Consider the following 20,062-nt stretch of genomic DNA (forward strand, 5'->3'; position numbering starts at 1 on the left):
AGTAAATTAAATAGTGAGAAATAGTGATTAAACCGGACACGGTATTTCATGGAAGTTTATTGATAAATTAATACGTGTAAAATAGTTAAGGTCTGGTATTGCGGATGTCCTTTCTTTGGTTAATGATAAAAAAGGTACGGATGATAAAGATATGATAAAATGTTACGTTTATGGATCTTTGCGTGTTGGATAGTATAATTTGAAGAAGTGATATAATAAGGGTGGATAACTTTTCGTCCTAGCCGATTGTTTATCCACCCCAATTGTGTCTGCAAAAAAGATTCTCTACGAATAGATCGATCTTTTAATCAACGATATAATCATTTCCTGTTATCTCAAACTGTGTTTCTACAAGAGGTAATTTTTCCGCACTTGTTTTTGAAGGAGAAGTACCTCCGATATATAGTTTGCTTTTTCCCTTAGTTATTTTCAGTATTCCATCTTCGTCTGACAGGGCCATTTCTCTTGGCGACAGTTTGAAAGTTACGCTCTTACTTTCTCCCGCCTTCAGGGAAATCCTTTTGAAACTCTTCAGGGCATATAGCGGTAATTGTTTGTTTGTACCGTTATTGTCGTGGGATATATAGAGTTGGACTACTTCTTCCCCATCTGTTTTTCCTGTGTTTTTTACAGTAACGGAAACTTCCAGATTTTCACCTGTTTTTATACTTGCAGGCGTTTGTATCGGGGAGTATTCAAACTTGGTATAACTTAATCCATAGCCGAATGGATAAAGTACTTTTCCGTCAAAATAACGATAGGTTCTGTTCTTCATTTCATAAGAATTGAATGCAGGCAGGTCGCTATCCTTTGTATAGAATGTTACAGGTAATTTTCCCGAAGGGTTATAATCCCCGAAAAGGACATCCGCAATGGCTGTTCCCGCATCCTGTCCGCCATACCATGCATTTAATATTGCGGGTACGTTTTGCGATTCCCATTCGGTGGCGATTGCACTTCCGGTCATCATAACAAAGACGGCCGGTATTCCTTCGGCTTTTAAAGCCTGCATCAGTTCAGTCTGTATTTTCGGCAGTTTTATACTGGTACGGTCTCCTCCCGTAAATCCTTCTATATTGACAGGCATTTCTTCACCTTCCAGTTCCGGAGATATACCTCCGGCAAATATGACTACGTCCATTCCTTTCAAACGTTTGGCTAAAGCTGTGATTTCTTCTTTGCTGTTTTCCGATGGTTTTACAAAGTCAATACCCTTTTCGTGAATCACTTCCGCATTTTTCAGTTTGTTCTTAATGGCTTTGTAAGGAGTCATTATCTGAGTCGGGAAGCCATTGTAATTACCCAGCACTGATACTTCGTTATCTGCATTAGGGCCGATGACAGCTACTTTTTTCAACTTCTTGCTTAGCGGCAGGAAGTTATTCTCATTCTTTAATAATACGATTGATTCTCTGGTTATTTTAAGAGCTAAATCCTTATGAGTTTGTGATTCCAGTACAGAAAGTGGTATTTTCGAAAATTTTACATCTTCTACAGGATCGAACATCCCGAGCCTGAAACGTATTTCGAATAGGCGCTTTAAAGATATATCTATTTGTTCTTCTGTAATAAGTCCTGTTTTGACGGCATCCACAAGGGCTTTATATGCTTCATTGCCACAATCGATATCAGTTCCGCTATATACTGCATCGGCAGCGGCGTGTTTAGCATCGGGATGAGTCTTATGATAACGGTAGAAATCGTCGATAGCGCCGCAGTCGGATGTCACATATCCTGTAAAGCCCCATTTATCTCTTAATATTTCCTGCATCAGGAGGTTATTGCTGCAACATGGTTCTCCGCTAAAAGCATTATATGCGCACATCACACCTGCTACTTTGGCATCTACAACCAAATCACGGAATGCAGGAAGGTACGTGTCCCATAAATCGAATGTGGTCACAAATGTGTTAAATGTGTGGCGTGTATTCTCCGGGCCGCTGTGTACAGCATAATGTTTTGCGCAGGCGGCAGCTTTAAGATAGTTGGGGTCGTCACCTTGCAAGCCTGCGACAAATGATTTACCCAAAGCCCCTGTCAGGTAAGGGTCTTCTCCATATGTTTCCTGTCCGCGGCCCCAACGAGGATCACGGAATATATTTACATTGGGGGTCCAATATGTCAGACCATGGTATATAGAGTAATTGCCTTTTGCCGAAGCATCATTATATATTGCGCGCCCTTCGTCGGAAATAGCATTTGCCACATCTTTAAGCAACTTGGTATCCCATGCAGCAGCCATTCCTATTGCCTGGGGAAAAACAGTGACTTTATATTCTGTGCGCCCAATACCATGCAGGCATTCATTCCACCAATTATAAGCCGGGATATTTAACCTTTCTATGGCGGGGGTATTATTGAGCATTTGCAATACCTTTTCTTCTAAAGTCAGACGGGAAACTAAATCAGATACCCGTTTGTCTGTAGATAGTTTTGTATCCCGGAAGGGATATGGCTGAGCAAATAATACAGAGCCCGAAAATGTGAGAAAAATGAGAAATAAGAGATTCTTAGTTTTCATGATAAATATTTTTAGGAAATTTATAAATACAAAATAACACAAAAGGCATTAATAAAAGCTGAAATCAAACATTAATGTATCGGTTAAAATACGATTAATCTTCTATATTTTAAAAGAATGACAATAAAAATAGCTTATTTATCGGAAAACTAAAATCTTTTAGTTGGAATAAAAAAAGAAATAGATTATTTTTACAATCGTTAGCTTCTGTTGTAGCTCTTAAAAGTGCAATTTATCTTCTACAAAAAATCTAAATGAAAAAACTGTTCTCTACTATTTTATTAGTCTCTTTGTCAGTATTAACTAATGCTGCACAACCCGATAGTATAGATTATGGTTTATACATAAAGTCATTTCCGTCCAATGACCAGGAAAAGACATCTTTGATACTTGAGAATAACCAGCCGATCAGGTTGCATAGCGAAACAACCATGACATTCGATATGAGTGTGCGTAAAGACAATGTGTTTGGGGTTGTATTCAGGATGATTACCGATAAGAAAGAAAATATAGACTTGTTATTTACAGTAGGTGAAGGAGATAAGCGATATCCGATGCTGGTGGTAAATGAGTCTGTTTACATGATTTCAAAAGAAATAATCTGCGGCGAATGGTTACCGGTAAGTATAACATTATCATCAGAGAAAAATGAAATCACTGTATTATATGGGGAAACTAAATTATCTGTTCCTTACCAGATATCACGTGCTAATGAGGTAAAAGTCTCTTTTGGTTTATGTCCTTTCGACGGATATACGTTGTATGATATAGCATCAGTGAATATCAGGGATGTAAAGATATTCAACGGTAAAAATCTACAGAGACACTGGAAATTGGAAAAACACGACGAGAGGCAGAGTCCCGACTCTGTAAGCCAGGTGCCGGCATTAGCAAAAAATCCGCGCTGGATAATAGATATTTATGCAACATGGGAAAAAATCTATTCGAAGCATATAAAAGAGAATTCCCTGTTTGCATTCAATCCGAATCAGGGTATAATTTATATTGCTTCTCCCGATTCTAAAGAGCTTATCACTTTCGATGCCAATCAAAGGAAAGAGGATATAATTGCTGTCAAAAGCGGAATAATTGCAGCCAATGCCCCTAATCAGTTATTCTACAATCCTGTTTCGAATAAGCTATTATCCTATAATCTCGACGAAAATATAGTATCCGTATTCAATCCGGTTTCAGAGTCGTGGGAAAACAATACAAAATCGCTTCTGGAACATGCCTACTGGAATAATTCAGTTTCTTTTTCTCCGTCCGATTCTTCATTAGTATCTTTTGGGGGTTATGGCTTTTATAAATATAACAATGAGTTACTCCGTTTAAACCCAAGCCGGAAATCTATAAAAAAATCCAGTTTGCCTGATATTTCCCCCCGCCATTCTTCTTCAACCGTTATCGTAAACAATACTTTGTATATCTATGGGGGATGGGGTAATAAAACAGGACGGCAGGAGTTGTCTCCCCGTAATTATTACGACTTTTATTCGGTCAATCTCCTGACAGAGCAGACAAATAAACTGTGGGAGATGGAGACTCCTGCACCCGAGTTGGAATTCCTTCCCGGTGAGAATATGATTTATGATGAGAAAGAAGATTGTTTCTATGTATTTACAAACCAGAACGGTGGGACATTGATGAGACTGAAGAAAGATCATCCGGGTTTTGAATTAATGTCTTTTCCCATACATGAAGATCTCACAGCCCACTATTTATATATGAATTTGTATCATTCGAAGAAGGATAATAAATTTTATGTATTGATAAATAAAATAAAAACAGATAAGTCTGCCGAAGTCGCGATCTATTCGCTTAATTACCCTCCGATAGCTTTAAGCGAGATACAAGTTACTCAACCAACGGCGGAGGCAGTACCGTCACTGTCTATATGGAAGATTGTAATAATAACTTTGGGGCTTCTATGTGTAATTGCTCTTACGGTATATTTTCTGATTAAGAGGACGCTTTTTAGAAAAAAAACCGGTAAAAGGTTGATGGCTTCGCCCCGGAGCCTTGCAATTCCTTCGGTTACTGAGGTAAAAGTGAAGGAGACGGAAGTCCGGTATTATGATTTCTCCAGACAGTCGGTTTGTTTTCTGGGAGGTTTCTTGATAACGGATAAGGATGGTCGGAATATAACCGGTCACTTTACACCGATGCTGAAATACTTGCTCGTATTGCTGATACTTAGTACAGAGAAGGACAGTAAAGGTATATCGGGCAAGAAGCTGATACAATTATTGTGGTTCGATAAAAATGAAGAATCTGCGAAAAACAACAGAAATGTCTATCTCAGCAAGTTACGGACGATACTTGAAAATGTAGGGAATGTGGAGATTATAAACCAAAACGGATTTTGGAGTATAAAATTGAATGAAGGTATTGTGTGTGATTATACAGAGGCCATCCGGTTATTTGGTATAATAAAAGAAAATGCTTCTCCCGATCAGACGGATATAGACAGGCTGCTCGAATTATTACTTCGGGGTGTGTTGTTGCCAAATACGGAAGCTGACTGGGTAGACGGATTCAAAAGTGATTTCTCCAACATGACAATAGATATATTGACCGAACTTTCGCAGAGCAATTATTATAAGCTGACAGACGACCTGAAGCTAAAGATTGCCGATACGTTGTTCCTCCACGATTATATAAATGAGGAGGCATTATACCTCAAATGCTCCATATTGTTCAATTCGGGTAAAAAAGGAATTGCAAAAAGTATTTATGATAATTTCTGTAAAGAATACTATAATCTGCTGGGTTCGAAATATAAGTATTCCCTTACCGATGTGATAAGCCGGAAAAATATCGAAGATTGAGTCTCCTTTTCCTTTTTAATTGAAAATAATTTTATCTATATGTTAGCTGACAGCTTTTAGCGGTTGGCTGATAGGTCTTTGATATTACTGATAGTTAAAATAGAGATATCTGAAAAACTGAAAAAAAGTGTCAGATTTGTCAAGTTTTTATAAAATAGCGATCAGCAGTGAGGGAGAAAATTGACAGAATAGAAAATGCGTAAAAAATGTCAACTTTGTCAAGTTTTGCTCTAAATAAAATACTAGGTTTTATTTTAATATTATATTAATACGTTTTTAACTCTCCTGTTAATACCCCTGGCTTTATTTTGTCCCGGGAAATAACCAATACTTAAAATAACACCATGAGAAAGAGATTCGGATTATTCGTGTTTTTCGCCCTGAGCATACTTACCGTTCATGCCGGTGATATCAAACTACAGTATAAACGTCCTGCAAAAGAATGGGTGGAAGCCTTGCCTTTAGGGAACTCGCGGTTGGGAGCTATGGCTTTTGGCGGCCCGGCCCGTGAACGTCTGCAATTGAACGAAGAAACAATGTGGGCCGGAGGGCCGCACCGGAACGACAGTCCCGCTTTACTGGGTTCGTTGGATGAAGTAAGGAATCTTATTTTCACAGGGAAGGAAAAGCAGGCAGAGGCATTACTGGACAAAACGATGAGGACACCTCACAATGGCATGCCGTATCAGACAATCGGAAACTTGTATCTGGACTTTACCGGGCATGATAATTTCTCCGATTACTCACGCAATCTGGATCTAAGAACGGCGGTAGCAACTACCCGGTACGCTGTGGATGGTGTAACATATATCCGTGAAGTATTCAGTTCGTTTACCGATAATGTGATTATTATGCATATTATGGCAGATAAGGCGAATAGCATTAACTTCTCCGCGTCATACGATTCTCCGGTGAAAGGCTATTCTGTATTAGCAAAGGGCAACAGGCTGGTGCTGAAAGGTACAGGTTCAGACCATGAAGGTATAAAAGGAGTGGTAAGGTTCGAAAACCAGACCGAAATAAAGACGGAGGGCGGAACGGTAAAAGTAGGAAAAGATAATATCGTTGTGAAAAATGCGAATACAGCGACAATATACATATCCATCGCCACCAATTTTATAGACTATAAGAATGTAAGCGGTAACGAGACCAGAAAAGCAGAAACAATATTGAGGTCCGCGCTGGCCAAACCGTATCAGACTGCGCTGAACGACCATATAAAGTATTATCAGAATCAGTTTAACCGGGTTGAGTTGGATTTGGGAACTTCCGAAAGGATGAACGACGAAACCGATAGCCGTGTACGCAACTTTAAGGATGGTAAAGACCAGAACCTTGTTACACTGCTTTTCCAGTTTGGACGCTATTTGCTCATCAGTTCGTCACAACCGGGCGGTCAGCCTTCGACATTGCAGGGCATATGGAACGATCAGCTAGTACCGCCCTGGGATAGTAAGTACACTATCAATATCAATACGGAGATGAATTACTGGCCTGCCGAGGTGACCAATCTTAGCGAAACACATTTCCCGTTGTTCGCAATGGTGAAAGAAATAGCCGAAACAGGTAAAGAGACGGCGAGGGTAATGTACAATGCCAACGGATGGGTTACGCATCACAATACGGACATCTGGCGTACGACCGGACCAGTGGACGGGGCCTTTTACGGGATGTGGCCCAACGGCGGGGCATGGCTTAGCCGGCATATGTGGCAGCACTACCTATATACGGGCGATAAGGTGTTTCTGAGGGATGTATATCCCGTACTGAAAGGTGCTGCTGATTTCTTTCTGGATTTTCTTGTAGAGCATCCGAAATATAAATGGATGGTATCGGCTCCTTCCACTTCGCCCGAACAAGGCCCTCCGGGGACGGGTACAAGCATCACGGCCGGTTCCACGATGGACAACCAGATAGTATTTGATGTACTGAGTGATGCATTGAACGCATCCAAGGCTTTGCAACTGGCCGATAATGTATATGAAAGAAGACTGGAAGATATGATTTCGCGTCTTGCCCCTATGCAGATAGGGAAATACAACCAGTTACAGGAGTGGCTCGACGACGTGGACGACCCAAAGAACGACCATCGCCATGTGTCGCATCTGTATGGGCTGTATCCGAGCAACCAGATATCTCCTTATTCGCATCCTGCATTGTTTCAGGCAGCAAAGAATTCGTTGCTTTACCGTGGCGATATGGCTACGGGGTGGTCGATAGGCTGGAAGATAAACTTCTGGGCACGCCTCCTGGATGGAAACCATACATATAAGATTATATCCAATATGTTATCGCTTGTAGAACCGGGGAATAACGACGGGCGTACATATCCGAACCTGTTCGACGCGCACCCGCCTTTCCAGATCGACGGTAATTTCGGGTTCACTGCCGGAGTGGCCGAAATGTTATTGCAAAGCCACGATGGAGCGCTCCATCTGCTTCCTGCCCTGCCTGATGCATGGAAAAAGGGCGCAGTGAAAGGGCTGATGGCTCGCGGCGGTTTCGAAGTTTCTATGGAGTGGGATAACGGGGAACTTCTGACTGTCTCGGTATTATCTAAATTGGGAGGGAATATGCGCCTGCGTTCTTACGTGCCATTGACAGGTGCGGGACTGTCAGAGGCTAAGGGAGTAAATCGAAATCCGCTGTACGGAACTGCACAAATAAAGGAACCTCTGGTCTCCAAAGAGATAAATACTCAGTATCCGTTGCTGTATAAGATATACGAGTATGACGTGGATACGCGGCAGGGGCAGGTATATACATTTAAGAGAGGTATGAAATAAGGACTAAATCATTAAAATTAAAATAATTATTTAATATATAAAACTAAAATATAATGAATCAGCGAATTATTCTGTCTGTGATAATCTTATCCTGTCTTTTTATGAATAAGATTACAGCTCAGACAAACAAGCACTCTGCTAAAACACAGTATCCAAGCTATAAAGGCCTGATTATGGCAGGTTATCAGGGATGGTTCAGGGCTCCGGCCGATGGAGTGATGTATCCCGATGAAAAACAAGTCCGTATAGACATGTGGCCGGATGTGAGCGAGTATGAAAAGACATATCCTACGGGATTGAAGCACGCGGATGGTTCCACAGCCCGCTTTTTCAGTTCTACGGACAAAAGCACAATAGATTTGCATTTCAAATGGATGCAGGAATATGGCGTAGACGGTGTGTTTATGCAACGCTTCTTTGGCTCTGCTCAGGCAAAGGCCAGAAGGGAAGCACCGACCGCGGTAATCAGAAACGCGTTTGAGGCTGCATCTGAATATCAGCGTGCGATAGCTGTTATGTACGACTTGTCGGGATTGAAAAGATCGGGAGAAGATTGTTCCAGCCTGATAGAAGACTGGAAGTACCTTGTAGATTCCATAAGGGTGACAAACCAGAAAGGAAATCAGACATATTTATTTTTCAACGGGAAGCCTCTTGTGGCTATCTGGGGTATCGGGTTTCCCGACAGGCCTTATAATATTCGTAATATAGGCATAGAACGCTTCATCGACTTCCTGAAAAATGATCCGGAATATGGAGGTTGCAGTATTATGTTGGGTGTACCGACGTTTTGGCGCGAACTGACTGCCGATTGTATCCCGGACCCCTATTTGCACACAATAATCAAACAGGCCGATATCGTTCTGCCTTGGACTGTCCAGCGCTTTACGCCGCTTTTGCATAACGATATGGACCGTTTCCGCGACCTGATAATCGGTGATATGGAGTGGTGTAAAAATAACAATATAGATTATGTACCTTGTGTGACCCCGGGATTCAGTTGGCATAATCTCAGCCGCTTTGAATTTCCGGATGATATAAAGCCCTCCGGTTCCATACCGCGTCAAGGGGGACGTTTCTATTGGCAGCAGATATCTACTGCTATCAATGCAGGTGCCGGTATGATCTATGCGGCTATGTTCGATGAGGTAAATGAAGGGACGGCAATATTCAAATGCAGCGACAATCCTCCGGTAAGTGATATAGCTAAGTTCGTAGGGATGGACGGAATGCCTTCCGATCATTATCTCTGGCTTACGGGGGAAGCGTCTAAAATGCTGAAAAGACAGAAGCCATTGAGTATCCCTATGCCGAAAAGGGATTTCCGGTAGTAGGTTTGATTAAACAGGCTCCGGATCTATGCTTTAAAGAACCTGAGAAAATCTTCCTTATAGCTGGATGATATTTCAATCTCCGTGCCATCTTCCAGAGTCACATATCCACCGGAATTTTTGTGATATGATTTTACAAAGTTGAAGTTTACGATGTGTGACTTATGGATGCGGATGAAAGGGTAGGGTAGTATCTCGCTGAAATGCTTGAGGAACCGGCAAACCATTTTCTTACTCTTATCTTTCAGGTAGATATCGGTGAAGTTGCCGTTGCCTTGCAGGCGGATGATATCCTCCATCTTCACCACTTCGAAGCCTTCGAGAGTAGGGAGTATGACCTGCTGTTTTTCCGGCTTGGTTTCGCGGAAGTTCTCTACCAGTATTTTGTTGCGGTTGAAGACTTCCTTATTAATGATGTGCTGCTGAACTTTATTCACGGCTAATATCAGTTCCTCGATGCTTACGGGTTTCAGGAGATAGTATGCCGCGCTTTGGTTCAATGCCCGCAAAGAGTATTCGGAAAAAGCCGTGACGAATATCGTCTCAAAGTAGAGGTCTTTACAGCCTTCCAGTACATCGAAGGCGTTACCGAACGGCATTTCCACATCGAGGAATACGAGTTGCGGTTCCAGATTGTGAAGAAGGGGTATGGCATCCTTGCAATTATGTGCTTCGCCTATAACCTCTATTTGCGGACAGTATTTTGCCAGATAGTTTTTCAGGGCTTCCCGTGCGGCGGGTTCATCCTCTACTATTACGCTCTTTATTCTTTGCAGTGTGTTCATAGGTTCTTGTTCATTAAGGGAAATAATAGTCTGACTATCACTCCGCTTTCCTTTCCTTCCTTCTCAGTAATGGAAATTGATATATCGGTGTTGTACAGGCTGTTCAGCAGGTTGATTCGTTCCTGTGTATTATTCAGTCCGCGCGACCGGTGTTCTTTTTGGTGCTTGGTTTTTAGCTCCTTGCTTTTTGTGAGTCCGATGCCGTTGTCTTCGATGACGACTTTCAGATGATTACCGTCGGGCTTTACATTCAATGTAAGCAGTCCCGTACTGTCCTTGTAACGTAACCCGTGCCAGATGGCATTTTCCAGCTGCGGCTGTATCAGCATATTGGGAATGAACAGGGAATCGGCATCCAGCGAATTGTCTATTTCCATCTTATAGGTAAACTTGTCGTGAAAGCGCATGTATTCCAGGTCGAGGTACTCTTTCATCTGTTCCATTTCGGTAGCCAGCGGAATAAAGTCCTTGTTTGAGGTTTCCATGATATTGCGCATCAACTTGGAGTAGGAAGACAGGTATTTGTTGGCTTCCAGTTCGTTATTTTGCGCTATGAACTGGTTCACACTATTGAGGCTGTTGAAAATGAAGTGGGGGTTCATTTCCCTGCGCAGCGATTGCAGGGCTATCCGCTTATTCTTCTTCTTGATGGAATAGAGAGCTTTGGCTATAAAGACGAGTGAGATAAGTATCAGTACAATGGCTATGAGTAGTATATAATTGAACCTATTGGTTCTGGATATCAGTTCATCTTTTAGCGCCCGTTCTTTTTCCAGCCGGAGTATTTTCTCCTCCTGTACGTGAAAGAATCTTTCGTCTAGCAGTGTACTGTCGTTCTTTACAAGGCCTTCGAGCTTCTTCATGAAGTCGGAATAAGCATCGAGAGCTTTCTGGGGTTGGCGCATTTTCCGATATTGTTCTACAAGCAACTCAAGGCTGTTTTTAGCTTCTATAGTCTGTCCGTTATCTATGGCGAGGTTGTATGCCTGTTGCAAGGCGGATACACCCTCGGCTAGCTTATTGGCCTCGAGGTAATTTTCCGACAGGGCTTGCAGTTGCTTGATCTCGGCTTTAGGATTGTTCGTTTCTTTGGCTTCCGCAACCAGATCCTTGTTTATCTCTATTGCTTTTCCTATCTGGTTGTCGGAGGCATAGGTGCTGGCTATATCCTGTCGTATCTGCATGGATGCTTCCGGCTGGTCCTGGACTGTGACCAAAGCTTTCTCGAGGTTTCTGATTGCTTCGGGCGCGTTGTTCATATCTTTGTTTACCTGTGCCATTTGCCGGTAGGCAAGGACTTTATCTTCCTTGCTGTCCAGTTCTTCGGCCAGCAGTATATTCTGTTGTATATATCCGGATTGTACAGCCGGATTGTTGTAATTGGCCACACGCTGCATGTCGTTGGCATTGATCTTTTGCATCTTCTTATTAGAAGTATTGGATTGGGCGCTACTGAAGTTATAGAAGGCATCATTTATTTTGTTCTGGGCTTCCTGTACTTTAGCCAGCTCCCGTTCCACAATAGCCAGTTTCTCTTTTTCCCCGCGAATCTGATATATTCGTTTGGCCCTGGTCAGATAGTCTTCAGCTTTGGCATATTCACCCTTTCCTGAAAGCTCCCTTGCCAGCTTCTCATAGCTTTCGGCCACTTCCATATTGGACTTGCCTTCTTCTATAGCTTTGGAAACCTCCTGTATCCGTATATTCTCTCTGGATTGCTTGGATGCGCTCTTCGGCTGCTGCGCCCAATCCGGTGATGAAATCAGGATAAGAAAGAGTATAAGTATATATCTGATATGCATAAGCTGTTGTGTTTGATTGAGATTGTAAAGTAAATACTTTTAAAACATTTATACCTTATAATTCACCAATTCAAAATGACCGTTCACCCATTTTGCCCCGATTGTTAATTCTTAACGTAATACATTTGAGCAACGAAACCAATTAAAACACAATGATATGAAAAAGTTTGTACACTTAAGCTCAATGTTATTCGCTTTTGTCGCAATGACAGTCGGTTGCTCCGCAGCAACAGCTGAAAATAGAGGAAAGGAACAGAATTCTGAATTGTCTGTATCTGCAACTGATAATGAAATGAACAAGGGGACGAAAATACAGGTTGCTATTCTTCTCGATACGTCGAGCAGTATGGACGGACTGATTGAACAGGCCAAGTCTCGTTTGTGGAACATAGTGAATACACTTACCACACTGCGGTTTGAAGGGAAAGTTCCCCGCATAGAAATTGCTTTGTATGAATATGGTAATGACGGCATACACACGAATGATTACATCCGCCAGGTGACACCTCTGACTACCGATCTCGATCTGATTTCCCAAAAGCTATTCGCACTGACCACGTACGGAGGAGACGAATATTGCGGAGCAGTAATAAATAAAGCAGTAGAAGTACTGGATTGGGGAAGGAACACATCGGATATGAAGCTTATTTATATTGCGGGTAACGAACCTTTCACTCAAGGGCGTATTTCTTACAAGTCTGCTATAGACCGCGCTTTGGGTAAGGATATATTTGTGAATACAATACATTGCGGCAATCATAGCTCAGGCGTTCAGGGCATGTGGCGCGATGCTGCTATAAGGGGAAAAGGAAAGTTTTTCAATATCGACCACAATGCGAGAGTACGCTATTATGATACTCCTTACGATGACAGGATAAGCGCATGTAACGACCGTCTGAACGCGACTTATTTGGGATATGGACACGATGGATTTGCACGGAAAGGGATGCAGGCCGTTCAGGATGTAAATGCGAAATCCATATCGAGGTCGAATATGGCAGAACGTGCGGTAAGTAAATCGGCAAGCGTTTATAAGAATAGCAGCTGGGATCTGGTAGATAGGGTTAAAGAAGACAAAGACGCCCTGAATAATATAAGGCGGTCTGATCTGCCGGAAGAATTGCAGAACAAGTCGAAGACCGAAATACAAAAGGTTATTGCCGGAAAAGAAGCTGAAAGAGCCGCCATTCAGAAAGAAATAAGCGAACTGGCAAAAAAACGCCGGGACTATATAGACAAGCAATTAAAAAATGAAGATTCCGGTGACGACCTTGGTAAGGCAATCAATGAATCCATCCTTGCTTTTGCCAACCAGAAAGGATATGCAATTAGTAAATAAATGCTTTCTAATCTTGTCCCAAAACAGATATTTGCTTTCATGTTTATATCTGACTAATAGACAGGAGTAATAAACAAAATCGAGAGTTTTTTGTTTTTATGTTAAGTAGGCTACTGACTGGATTTACAGGAAGTAGCTTACTTTATCTTTAAGTATAAAGGGGGAATCCAAATGTAAAAATGTTAGCTAAAAGTCGGCATTCTTCCATTTTGTCGTATATTTGTATTGTTAAATAATAGCATATATGAAAATCATATTTACATCTATAGGCTTATTTGTATTATCTCTTTCTGTTTTTATATCCTGTAAAACAGAGAAAAAGATAAATACACCGAATGCGATATCTTACGATTCCATATCGGTTTCCAAGATATATCATTTGGATAACGATTCTACAAAACCGTCATGTTCGTTAAAGATCACATATATTTTCCCCGTGAAGTTTGCTGATGAGAAAATTTTGGCTACGGTACAGAAGGAATTGAATTTTGCGCTGATGGAAGATGAAAAATATGAGCAAATGAAGCCACAGGATGCCATCAATAAATATGTGGAAGATTATGTGGAAAAATATAAGACTGATGCCAAAGAGCAGTTTCCCGACTGGCAGGAATCAGGCGACACCGAGGATTATTTTTCATATTATAAAACATTGGAAACAAAAGTGATATTCGATATGGACGATATATTGTCGTATCAGATATCGTCGATGGATTATAAAGGCGGGGCAAACTCTTCTACTGCTTACCGCAATATTGTGATAGATTTAAAGACCGGAAATATATTGAGTGAACAGGATATATTCTTGCCCGAATACAGGAAATTGCTGAATGCTATTTTGATAAGGAAAATAGTAGCTCAAAATAAAGTACAGAAGCCAGAAGACCTTCTCGAGTTCGGTTACTGGGGGATTGAAGACCTGACATCGAATGAAAATTTCCTTGCAGATAATAATGGTTTGACTTATATTTTCAATCCGGGAGAATATTCGGCTCCATCTCTTGGGGAAATCCGTGTATCCCTTCCCTATAATGAAATCAGGGACTTGCTGAGAGATAATTCACCAATATCAATTTTTGCCGGGAAATAATGATATGGAAATAATTCTCAAGTATTTTCCGGATATCAGCGAAGAGCAAAAGGCACAATTCGCAGCTCTTTATGATTTATATGTTGACTGGAATTCAAAGATAAATGTAATTTCGCGTAAGGATATAGAAAATCTGTATACACATCATGTCCTGCATTCACTTGCCATAGCGAAGCTTATACAGTTTACTGATCGGACGCAGCTTATGGACGTAGGTACGGGCGGGGGATTTCCCGGAGTACCACTGGCCATATTGTTTCCGAAATGTAAGTTCCTGCTGGTAGATAGTATCGGTAAAAAGATCAGGGTGGCGACCGAAGTGGCTACAGCCATCGGATTGAAAAATGTTCAGTTCCGCCATTGTCGTGCCGAAGAAGTAAAAGAAAAATTTGATTTTGTAATAAGCCGCGCAGTAATGCCGTTACCCGATCTGGTAAAGATTATAAAGAAGAATATTTCGAAAGAACAGCACAATGCTCTGCCAAACGGGTTGATTTGCCTTAAAGGAGGGAATCTTGAGGGCGAACTGAAGCCTTTTAAGAAGACAGCCGAAGCAGATGACTTATCTATGTTCTTCGAAGAAGAATATTTCAAGACCAAGAAAATCGTTTACGTTCTTATTTAAATAATTGTTAATTCTTTTTGCTAAGAGAAAAATATATCTACCTTTGTACTGTAATTATAAATATTACAGTATGAGCGATCGTAAGTTTTCAATATCAATACATATATTAGTACTTCTGGCAACGAGTTTGGATGAATGGATTTCTTCCGATTATCTGGCAGGAAGTATGAATATCAATCCTGTGTTGGTAAGAAAAGAATTATCGAACCTTCGCAGGCATGGGTTTGTTGTAAGTAAAGAAGGTAAGAACGGCGGTAGTATGCTGGCAAAGCCGGCAGACAAGATCCTTCTTTCCGATATATATAGAATAGTCAGTTCCCGGACAGCATTAGGTAATTCATTAGCATCTCCGAATCCGAAATGTCCGGTAGGAAAACAGATTAATGAGCATTTGCACGATTTGAATATGGAAGCGGAAGATTTTATAATCGCAAAACTTTCGGGCCAGACACTGGCCGATTTCAAGAAGAAATTCGAATGATTTTTTTTACGCAAAACTGTAATAAATATAGATACAGAAAAAGGTAACATTTAAAAATAAAACAATATGAAAGTAGCATTAATAGGAGCAACAGGGTTTGTTGGCTCGCATTTATTACAAGAGTTGGTAAACAGAGGTTTTGAAGTGACAGCATTGGCCCGTTCCGTGGATAAGATTCCGGTAAAGGATGGTCAGCCAAAGGCGGTTGCAGCAGATGTAACAGACGTAAAAGCATTAGCCGCGGTATTGAAGGGAAATGATGTTGTCCTGAGCGCTTTTAATCCCGGATGGTCGAATCCGGATATTTATAATGATTTCATGAAAGGATCGGAAGCTATCCGGCAAGCAGTAAAGGAAGCCGGAATAAAACGATATGTGATGATAGGCGGGGCCGGTAGCTTGTACATAGATGGGCAGCAAATAGTGGATGGAGCAGACTTCCCCGAAAATATTAAGCCCGGAGCAACTGCGGCAAGGGATTACCTGAATGTGCTGAAAAAAGAAAAAGAGCTCGATTGGACAATGTTTTCACCTGCTATCAATATGCATCCGGGTATTAAGACCGGAAGAACAGGTAAATACAGGCTGGGAACGGATGAGCCTGTATTTGATAAGGATGGCGAATCGGTATTGTCTGTCGAAGACCTTGCAGTAGCTGTTGTTGATGAAATTGAGAATCATAAATTCTCCCGCCAACGCTTTACAGCCGGATATTAATTGATATATAGAATCTATACGGTATAGGCAGTATTTCAAATGTGAATACTGCCTTTTTGTATATTTATAACATAAGATATAAGCTTAAATGGCTAGTTTCGAAACGAAAAAAGTTTTATCTTTAGGCTGTTTTTTAACAGAAAGTCATTTGTAAAATCTATGAACGTAAAAATATTTGAATTTAACCCGATTAGCGAAAATACATATGTGGCATATGATGAAACGAAGGAGTGTGTCATCATCGATCCGGGTTGTTTCTTCCCGGATGAGAAGGCGCTCTTGCTGAATTTCATCCTCGATAACGATCTGGTGGTGAAGCACCTCTTGAATACTCATCTGCATTTCGACCATATATTCGGAAATAATTTTATATACGAACAGTTTCATCTGGAAACAGAGGCAAACAAAGGAGATGAATTTCTTCTGGAGCAATTGCCGGCCCAATTGCAAATGTTCGGCTTTAAGAATGAAAGTGCTGAAATCCCCCGGATTAGCAAGTATCTGAATGAAAACGATGTGGTGACATTCGGTAATCAGAGATTTATAGTTCTGGAAATACCGGGACATTCGCCGGGCAGCATCATTTTCTATAATCAGGATGCAGGCTGTGCTTTTGTCGGAGATGTATTGTTCAGGGGAAGCGTAGGGCGTACCGACCTTGCCGGAGGAAGCCATGGACAGCTTATTGCCGGTATAAAGAGCAAACTGCTCACACTGCCTAAAGAAACAGTCATATATTCAGGCCACGGGCCGTTAACTACAATAGGGGAAGAAATTAAAAGTAATTTTTATTTACAATAAAACAGAACGGAAAGCACATGAAAAGCGAAAGATTCCAACATCGCCATATTGGCATCAATGCAGAAGAAGAGAAAATAATGTTGGCTAAAATCGGGGTGAAATCCCTTGATGAGCTGATAGACCAGACGATTCCTCAGAATATCCGGCTGCAAAGTGCATTGAATTTGCCGGAGGCTCTCAGTGAACACGAATATGCCGAAGAAATGGCATTGATGGCCTCGAAAAACCGTATATGCGCTTCGTATATAGGGATGGGATGGTACGATACGGTATGTCCCGCACCTATCTTCCGTAATGTATTCGAAAATCCTGTTTGGTACACATCTTATACACCATACCAGGCGGAAATATCGCAAGGCCGTCTCGAAGCTTTAATGAACTTCCAGACAATGGTGAGCGAGTTGACAGGTCTTCCTTTATCGAACTGTTCCCTGCTTGATGAAGCTACAGCCGGAGCGGAAGCCGCTGCAATGATGCATGCCCTGCGCAGCCGCGATCAGGTGAAAAACGGAGCAAACAAATTGTTTGTTGATAAAAATATATTCCCGCAAACACTCGCTGTAATCAATACCCGTGCCGTGCCGCAAGGTATAGAGGTCGTAGTTGGCGATTATAAGGTATTTGATATTAACAGTGAATTTTTTGGCGCTATTATCCAATACCCGAATTCGAACGGTAGTGTCGAAGATTATACAGCTTTTACTGAAAAAGTGCATGCAGCAGGATGTAAAGTCGCTGTAGCTACCGATCTGATGGCATTGACCCTGTTGGTCCCTCCGGGAGAATGGGGTGCAGACATAGCATTCGGAAGCAGCCAGCGGTTTGGTATTCCGATGTTTTATGGGGGGCCTTCAGCCGGATTCTTCGCAACAAAAGAAGAAAACAAACGGAATGTGCCCGGACGTATCATCGGTGTATCGAAAGACGCTTATGGTAAGTCGGCGTATCGTATGGCATTGCAAACCCGCGAACAGCATATCAAGCGGGAGAAAGCAACCTCAAATATTTGTACGGCTCAGGCATTGTTGGCTACTATGGCCGGTTTCTATGCCGTATATCACGGGCCTAAAGGCTTGAAGGAGATTGCAAAACGGATTCACTCGGCAACAGCATTGATAGCAGATGAACTGAAAGAACTGGGCTATACTGTCCTTAACGAGCAGTATTTCGATACATTAAAAATAGGTCTGGCCAGTGGTGTCTCTCAATATTCTTTACGTGAATATGCTGAAATGCGCGATATCAATCTGCGTTATTATGAGGGTGGAGAAGTAGGCATCAGTATAGATGAGACTATCACGGAATATAAAGCCCATGAACTTTTGGCTGTGTTTTCCCTTGCAGCCGGACGCATGGAGGTATTTATGATTGATGATCTTCCCGAAAAACGGATTATTAAAGATGATTTCCTCCGTAAAAGTGAATACTTACAGCACGAAGTATTTAATTCATATCATACCGAAACGGAGTTGATGCGTTATATTAAACGCCTCGACAGAAAAGATATATCACTTGCCCATTCTATGATTTCGCTTGGTTCATGCACCATGAAGCTGAATGCTGCATCAGAACTGCTCCCTCTTTCATTGGGCGGGTTCCAGAATATCCATCCGTTTGCACCTCAGTCGCAGACTCAGGGATATAACGAATTGATAGAAGAACTGGGTGAATACCTCAAAGAAATAACAGGTTTTGCAGGCGTTAGTTTTCAACCTAATTCGGGTGCAGCCGGAGAATATGCGGGCTTGATGACAATCCGTAAATATCAGGAGAGTATCGGACAGGGGCATCGCAATATTATCCTTATTCCTGCATCGGCTCACGGCACCAATCCTGCATCCGCTATACAGGCCGGATATGAGACTGTTACCATAGATTGCGATGCACATGGGAATGTAGTATTGGAAGACTTACAGGCGAAAGCTGATCTGCATAAAGACAATCTTGCAGGGTGCATGATTACATATCCGTCTACACACGGTATTTTCGAAAAGGAAATAAAGGAAATGTGCAAGGTTGTCCATGAAAAAGGAGGACAGGTGTACATGGACGGAGCAAATATGAATGCACAGGTCGGACTGACCAATCCGGGCTTTATCGGCGCCGATGTATGTCACCTCAATCTCCACAAAACATTTGCTATTCCTCATGGTGGCGGAGGCCCGGGTGAGGGTCCTATTTGTGTGGCTGAGCACCTGATCCCGTTTCTTCCTCACCATCCTGAGCTGGATGGCAGCACGGTGAATACTGTTGCTTCTGCTCCGTTTGGTAGTGCGGGAATATTGCCTATCACTTATGGATACATCCGTATGCTGGGTGCGGAAGGGCTTACGCATGCGACTAAAATAGCTATACTGAATGCAAACTATCTGGCCGAATGTTTTAAGGATACCTATGGTGTCGTTTACAGAGGTACATCGGGCAGGGTAGGACATGAATTGATACTGGAATGCCGCAAGGTGAAAGATACATCCGGTATAACCGAATCGGACATTGCCAAGCGCTTGATGGATTACGGTTATCACGCGCCTACATTGTCTTTCCCTGTACACGGTACATTGATGATAGAGCCTACCGAGAGTGAAAGTCTGGCGGAACTTAACCGTTTTGTAGATACAATGAACCAGATATGGGAGGAAATCAAGGAAGTGGAAAACGGTACATATACCAAAGAAGATAATGTGCTGGTAAATGCACCTCATCCTGAATATGAAGTATGTGCGGACGAATGGAAACATGCTTATCCGCGATCAAAGGCTGCTTATCCGCTTCAATTTGTGAAGGATAATAAATTCTGGATAAATGTAGCCCGTGTAGATAATGCTTTTGGGGACAGGAACCTGATTACCTGCCTGTGTGATATGGGATAAGGCATCTATTGTAGTAGGACTTTAGGATGTGAATTGTTGTAAACATATAAAGATAGTTTAAACTAAAATCGTATTAATTTGTT

At 41.8% G+C, this 20,062-nt stretch carries 13 protein-coding genes; 10 read left to right on the plus strand and 3 right to left on the minus strand.

Translation table 11 applies throughout. From position 1 onward, the window contains the following. Window positions 1-304 precede the first annotated feature (304 nt). The gene (locus tag B3317_RS00415; RefSeq protein WP_291107252.1) at window positions 305-2,521 is read right to left on the minus strand and encodes a glycoside hydrolase family 3 C-terminal domain-containing protein; all 2,217 of its coding nucleotides are present in this window, start codon (window positions 2,519-2,521) and stop codon (window positions 305-307) included. A gap of 254 nt (window positions 2,522-2,775) precedes the next feature. On the opposite strand from B3317_RS00415, the gene B3317_RS00420 reads away from it, so the two are divergent. The 3 genes from B3317_RS00420 (at window position 2,776) to B3317_RS00430 (ending at window position 9,469) form a co-directional block, all read left to right on the plus strand. Then, on the plus strand, window positions 2,776-5,352 hold the full coding sequence (locus B3317_RS00420) for a hypothetical protein (RefSeq protein ID WP_291107255.1): 2,577 nt from the start codon (window positions 2,776-2,778) through the stop codon (window positions 5,350-5,352). Between the two features lie 344 nt (window positions 5,353-5,696). Then, on the plus strand, window positions 5,697-8,138 hold the full coding sequence (locus B3317_RS00425; RefSeq protein ID WP_291107258.1) for a glycoside hydrolase family 95 protein: 2,442 nt from the start codon (window positions 5,697-5,699) through the stop codon (window positions 8,136-8,138). Window positions 8,139-8,239: 101 nt separating this feature from the next. Then, a complete protein-coding gene (locus tag B3317_RS00430) occupies window positions 8,240-9,469 on the plus strand; it encodes a glycoside hydrolase family 71/99-like protein (RefSeq protein WP_291107261.1) in 1,230 nt (409 codons plus the stop codon). Window positions 9,470-9,495: 26 nt separating this feature from the next. Here B3317_RS00430 and B3317_RS00435 read toward each other — a convergent pair whose 3' ends face one another. Beyond that, window positions 9,496-10,254 (minus strand): LytR/AlgR family response regulator transcription factor, encoded by a 759-nt coding sequence (locus B3317_RS00435; protein WP_291107264.1) that lies wholly within the window; start codon window positions 10,252-10,254, stop codon window positions 9,496-9,498. Then, window positions 10,251-12,056 carry a tetratricopeptide repeat-containing sensor histidine kinase gene (locus B3317_RS00440; RefSeq protein WP_291107267.1) on the minus strand — a complete coding sequence of 602 codons (1,806 nt, stop codon included), beginning with the start codon at window positions 12,054-12,056 and terminating at the stop codon, window positions 10,251-10,253. Before B3317_RS00440 ends, B3317_RS00435 begins: the two co-directional genes overlap by 4 nt. A gap of 157 nt (window positions 12,057-12,213) precedes the next feature. On the opposite strand from B3317_RS00440, the gene B3317_RS00445 reads away from it, so the two are divergent. The 7 genes from B3317_RS00445 to gcvP all read left to right on the plus strand — a co-directional run bounded on the left by B3317_RS00445 (window position 12,214) and on the right by gcvP (window position 19,979). After that, window positions 12,214-13,395, plus strand: a complete 1,182-nt coding sequence (locus B3317_RS00445; protein WP_291107270.1) for a vWA domain-containing protein — start codon at window positions 12,214-12,216, stop codon at window positions 13,393-13,395. A 244-nt stretch (window positions 13,396-13,639) separates the two neighbouring features. Next, complete coding sequence (locus B3317_RS00450) at window positions 13,640-14,485, plus strand: DUF3298 and DUF4163 domain-containing protein (protein WP_291107273.1); 846 nt, start codon at window positions 13,640-13,642, stop codon at window positions 14,483-14,485. 4 nt (window positions 14,486-14,489) lie between these two features. Next, complete coding sequence (rsmG, locus tag B3317_RS00455; protein ID WP_291107276.1) at window positions 14,490-15,110, plus strand: 16S rRNA (guanine(527)-N(7))-methyltransferase RsmG; 621 nt, start codon at window positions 14,490-14,492, stop codon at window positions 15,108-15,110. 70 nt (window positions 15,111-15,180) lie between these two features. Then, window positions 15,181-15,591, plus strand: coding sequence for an Rrf2 family transcriptional regulator (locus B3317_RS00460; protein WP_291107280.1), 411 nt, complete (start codon window positions 15,181-15,183; stop codon window positions 15,589-15,591). Window positions 15,592-15,657: 66 nt separating this feature from the next. Continuing rightward, window positions 15,658-16,308, plus strand: a complete 651-nt coding sequence (locus tag B3317_RS00465) for an NAD(P)-dependent oxidoreductase (RefSeq protein WP_291107283.1) — start codon at window positions 15,658-15,660, stop codon at window positions 16,306-16,308. A gap of 159 nt (window positions 16,309-16,467) precedes the next feature. After that, window positions 16,468-17,109, plus strand: a complete 642-nt coding sequence (locus tag B3317_RS00470; protein ID WP_291107285.1) for an MBL fold metallo-hydrolase — start codon at window positions 16,468-16,470, stop codon at window positions 17,107-17,109. A 17-nt stretch (window positions 17,110-17,126) separates the two neighbouring features. Next, window positions 17,127-19,979, plus strand: a complete 2,853-nt coding sequence (gene gcvP / locus B3317_RS00475) for an aminomethyl-transferring glycine dehydrogenase (RefSeq protein ID WP_291107288.1) — start codon at window positions 17,127-17,129, stop codon at window positions 19,977-19,979. Window positions 19,980-20,062 lie beyond the last annotated feature (83 nt).

The sequence above is a fragment of the Dysgonomonas sp. UBA7710 genome (genome assembly GCF_002482385.1).
Lineage (GTDB): Bacteria > Bacteroidota > Bacteroidia > Bacteroidales > Dysgonomonadaceae > Dysgonomonas.

Bases quoted from the DNA above. Each gene is read 5' to 3' on its own strand.
- B3317_RS00415 (WP_291107252.1), bottom strand. From the start codon at position 2,521: ATGAAAACTAAGAATCTCTTATTTCTCATTTTTCTCACATTTTCGGGC.
- B3317_RS00420 (WP_291107255.1), top strand. From the start codon at position 2,776: ATGAAAAAACTGTTCTCTACTATTTTATTAGTCTCTTTGTCAGTATTA.
- B3317_RS00425 (WP_291107258.1), top strand. From the start codon at position 5,697: ATGAGAAAGAGATTCGGATTATTCGTGTTTTTCGCCCTGAGCATACTT.
- B3317_RS00430 (WP_291107261.1), top strand. From the start codon at position 8,240: ATGAATAAGATTACAGCTCAGACAAACAAGCACTCTGCTAAAACACAG.
- B3317_RS00435 (WP_291107264.1), bottom strand. From the start codon at position 10,254: ATGAACACACTGCAAAGAATAAAGAGCGTAATAGTAGAGGATGAACCC.
- B3317_RS00440 (WP_291107267.1), bottom strand. From the start codon at position 12,056: ATGCATATCAGATATATACTTATACTCTTTCTTATCCTGATTTCATCA.
- B3317_RS00445 (WP_291107270.1), top strand. From the start codon at position 12,214: ATGAAAAAGTTTGTACACTTAAGCTCAATGTTATTCGCTTTTGTCGCA.
- B3317_RS00450 (WP_291107273.1), top strand. From the start codon at position 13,640: ATGAAAATCATATTTACATCTATAGGCTTATTTGTATTATCTCTTTCT.
- rsmG (WP_291107276.1), top strand. From the start codon at position 14,490: ATGGAAATAATTCTCAAGTATTTTCCGGATATCAGCGAAGAGCAAAAG.
- B3317_RS00460 (WP_291107280.1), top strand. From the start codon at position 15,181: ATGAGCGATCGTAAGTTTTCAATATCAATACATATATTAGTACTTCTG.
- B3317_RS00465 (WP_291107283.1), top strand. From the start codon at position 15,658: ATGAAAGTAGCATTAATAGGAGCAACAGGGTTTGTTGGCTCGCATTTA.
- B3317_RS00470 (WP_291107285.1), top strand. From the start codon at position 16,468: ATGAACGTAAAAATATTTGAATTTAACCCGATTAGCGAAAATACATAT.
- gcvP (WP_291107288.1), top strand. From the start codon at position 17,127: ATGAAAAGCGAAAGATTCCAACATCGCCATATTGGCATCAATGCAGAA.